Below are 3818 nucleotides of genomic sequence, written 5' to 3'. Positions count from 1 at the left end.
CCTTTCCAGCGATCCTCTAACATGATATTTTCGAAATCACCCGTGCGGGTGTATTTAAATGCCGACAGGTTGAAATGAGGAAGAGTGCCTGCCCAGTGTTGCAGATAGGCATCGGTTTGAAACGACGACTGGTAAGTATTGATCTTGCTTTGACCGGATACGGTAATACTCCACAGACAAAGTATGCCAGTGATGAATAGTTTAAAATATATTGCTTTCGGGGAATGGGTCATGACAGCAATTTAAAACAATTTGGCGCAAAATGTCCGCTTCCGTTATTATCGTTAAGCTTGCGGCAGAAGCGTCACCAGATCCGCTCTTCGAGGCGAATGGTAACGGTGTCACCAGCTTCTTTTCCGATTAGTTTTCGCAGGTCGGCTTTGATGGGCAATTTGTGGGTGCCGTCGCCCAGGGCCATAAAAGAACTCTCAAAAGGGTGTTTGTCTACGGTACCTCTTACTTTTACCAGTCCCCTGGTGCCGAAGAATGCCACGGATTCCGGCCAGATAACATAAGTCCAGCCTCCTTTATTGGGGCTTTTCAGTAGGGTGGCTGTAAATTGTTTCTTCAATGTACCGCCGGCAGAAATTGTTACGTGTGCCATTGTATTGGATTGAATGATGAAGAAATGATACAGCAAAGGTATTTCCAATACCGGAAAGGCAGGAGGGGGTAGCACGCATTTCTGAGGGTCAATTGCGACAAAATAAGCAGGTATGACGGGTATTATTGCCTGAAAAGGTTAATCGTAAGACCTATTTCATATCCGCCATCGATATAAGTTTTTATACCATTGGTTTGGGTAGTATACATGGCTTGCAACATCACGGTTTGCAGGATGTTGACCCCTATACCCCCGGTAAAACTACCGGAGGTATGGTAGAGGGCGAGTACGCTGGCTACATTATGGAGGAAGCCTACGTTTACACCCAGGTCAAATATGTTATCGTATCCTCTTACGCCTCTGTAGCATACTTTAGGGATGATACTGCTCACGGCGCCTGCCGGTTCAAATTTGTAGGATACAGCGGTAAAATAAATGGTACCGCCATCTACTGCTTTATCATCGCCGGTAACGAGACTCCGGATATTGGGCAGCGATCCTTGCAGGGTCCAGTGTTCATTGGTATACGCAGCGCCAAACTCGCCTTCAAAGTAGTTATCGCGGCGGTTAAAGGCGCCGATAGACGGATCCGAATCATCGCCGTTTACTGCTTTATAGTCTATGCGCTGGAAGTTCATGGCCAGTGAAAGTCCGAGGTGGAGCGTTTGTCCCCGATCGCCCACCGGAAGGTGATAGGCATAGGAGAGTGCTATCCGGGTGCGGGTCATTAGCCCTGCTTCATCATTAAATACATGAATGCCACCGCCTACGCGGTTGCCGATATAGCCGTCTGCCGTGAAGAATTTGGATACAGGCGCCCCATCAATGCCATTCAGCTGCCGCCGGTAGGCGGCGTTAAGATGCAGCCCGGAATCCACGCCGGCCATAGCCGGGTTAGCCAGGTATTGATTCTGGAAGTACTGGGTAGAAGAGGGTTCCAGCAGGGCTGGTACACTACTCAGTGACTGTGCCCTGCTCTGCAGGTAGCCACCCGCAGTGAGCAGTACAACGCAAAGGAATAAGGTGCGCATGTGTTTCGTATAAGATGATATATCGGATGAAAAACGCATAATATCACAATTTAGTTGGGTCATTACTGAGCCCGGATGATGGTAATATATCCCTTCGCCGTTTTCGTACTGCCTTCGATCGTAAGAATATAGTAGTAGGTACCTTCTGAGAGCGGACTGCCATTAACAGTGCCGTCCCAGTCATTGCTATAGTTCTTACGCTGGTATACCACGCGGCCTGAACGATCAAAGATCTTCACTTCATTATTAGGGTAGCTGTCGAGGTTCCGGATCACCCATTTGTCGTTTTTACCGTCGCCGTTGGGTGTCAGGATATTGGTAGATTCTACTTTGAAATCTTCTACTACCGCAATATTGATATGGGCAGTGTTGTGGCATCCGGCAGTGTTGGTGGCGGTTACCTCATAATCCGTGTTGACCATAATTCTTGCCTGCAGTACCGCAGATTGTTGTCCGCTGATAATACCATCCACAGTGGTCCAGTGGTAGCTGCTACCGCCGGTGGCCGTGAGTTGTATGATATCCCCTTTGGAAACGGTGTTGCCTTTATTACTGATGATGGTAACCGTTGGCAGCGGGTTGATGGTAACGCTGAAAGTCCGTTGCCTTGTATCCACACCGCCGTTAGCAGTACCGCCGTCATCTTTGATGGTAACGGTTACGTTAGCGATGCCACTGGCTACACTGCTCTTCAATTGGTAGCGGAGCACACCGGCGTCAGTTACTGTCAGCACATCAAAATAAGGCTGGTCTGCCGCCACGGTGAGGTGGTAGGTCTGACCTGCTTCTACGGCAGACATGCCCGTGAGCTGTATGGTATGTTGGTCGGTGCCGGCGCAACCAGCCGCATTTGCAATCGCATCGAGCGTAGGCTGCTGGTTCACGAAGGCTTGCGATACATTGATCAGTATCGTGGTGGGGACACTTGTATTGAGTCCGTCACTCACGGTAACGGTTACACTTACAGAGGTGCCTGCCTTGCTGCTGAGTATCGCTGCATCTTTTACGGTAATGGCGCCGGTAGCATCAATGGCGAAGGCGCCACCGCTGCCGTCTGCGGTTATCTTCCAATCCTGTATAGTACCCGCAGCATCCGTGGCGGTGAGGGTGCCTACCGGTGTGCCTACGGTACTGTTAAAGTTGATATTGAAGTTTTGTGCCGTGATAACCGGAGGGGTATCATCATAAATAAAGCTCAGTGTATTAGAGGCCGTATTGTCGTTGCCGCCGTTATTGGTAGCTGCCCGCGCCGGTATGTTCACCGTGATCACACCATTGGTAAGCGGCGTTAACAGGGCGGTATAACTGATATGATCCGTTGTTTGCAGCTGGCTGATCGTTGCATTGGAAGCCACGACGCCGGTAGTGGCAAAGCCGTTCACTAATTCGCTGAAAGTAATCTGTATGGTTACCGGTGTATTCACGCGTGCCGGTATATTACCAGACAATACTACCGAAGGAATCCTGGTATTTACCAGCACACCGGTGGTGCTTCTTACATTTCTAAGCAGGAGTACCGCATCCACACCGGCGGCATCCTGGATAGTGCCGGTGAGAGTAGTCCCCAATGTAATGCCATTCAGGTCCATATCACCTTGCTGTACGGTATAGCTGAATACCAACGCATCGGCGCCGCTGCCACTGGTATAAGTAGCTTGCCTGGTGGTGCTGCCAATCACTATATCGAGTGATGCGGCACCGGTTACATTCACTGGTTTACTAAAGTGTACCGTAAATGAAAGTACCTGACCGAGTTTGTAGATGCCGTTTGCCGGTACGTCTACTCCGGTGATCACCGGCGCGGTGCCTGCAAAAACAAGACTTAATGTATTGGAAACGGTATTGCTGTTGTTACCCACGTTCACGGCTACACTGGCAGGTACCTGGAGGGTGACTGCACCGTCAGTAGTCGGTGTTACGAGAACGGTGTAGGTAATATTATCTGTTGTCTGGAAGGCACTTAGTGTGGCGTTGGTAGTGGTGATATCACCGACTACAAATCCGGTCACTGCTTCGCTGAAAGTGATAGTGGCGGTGAACGGCTGTATCACTGGTGAAGTAGCGGTGGTGGAAATAGTCACACCCGGATTGGTGGTGTTAACCAGCACGGCGCTGGTATTGCCTGCGTTATTGAGTGTGAGTACCGCATCCTTGCCGGCGGTGTTGCGGATAGTGCCGGTGAG

General features: G+C 50.1%; 4 protein-coding genes. All 4 read right to left on the bottom strand.

Annotated features, from left to right (window positions below; translation table 11 throughout):
• Positions 1 to 233 (bottom strand): hypothetical protein (locus VIP81_RS16750; protein WP_331963278.1); only part of this gene is annotated, 233 nt, incomplete at its 3' end.
• A gap of 71 nt (positions 234 to 304) precedes the next feature.
• A complete protein-coding gene (locus VIP81_RS16745; protein ID WP_331963275.1) occupies positions 305 to 604 on the bottom strand; it encodes a DUF1905 domain-containing protein in 300 nt (99 codons plus the stop codon).
• 122 nt (positions 605 to 726) lie between these two features.
• Positions 727 to 1635 (bottom strand): PorP/SprF family type IX secretion system membrane protein, encoded by a 909-nt coding sequence (locus VIP81_RS16740; protein WP_331963272.1) that lies wholly within the window; start codon positions 1633 to 1635, stop codon positions 727 to 729.
• A gap of 62 nt (positions 1636 to 1697) precedes the next feature.
• Positions 1698 to 3818 (bottom strand): gliding motility-associated C-terminal domain-containing protein (locus tag VIP81_RS16735; RefSeq protein WP_331963269.1); only part of this gene is annotated, 2121 nt, incomplete at its 5' end.

The organism is Chitinophaga sp., from assembly GCF_036566945.1.
GTDB lineage: Bacteria > Bacteroidota > Bacteroidia > Chitinophagales > Chitinophagaceae > Chitinophaga.
This window is presented reverse-complemented; position numbering and strand designations above follow the sequence as displayed.

Coding starts and splice junctions, on each gene's coding strand:
- VIP81_RS16740 (WP_331963272.1), bottom strand. CDS start 1,635: ATGCGCACCTTATTCCTTTGCGTTGTACTGCTCACTGCGGGTGGCTAC.
- VIP81_RS16745 (WP_331963275.1), bottom strand. CDS start 604: ATGGCACACGTAACAATTTCTGCCGGCGGTACATTGAAGAAACAATTT.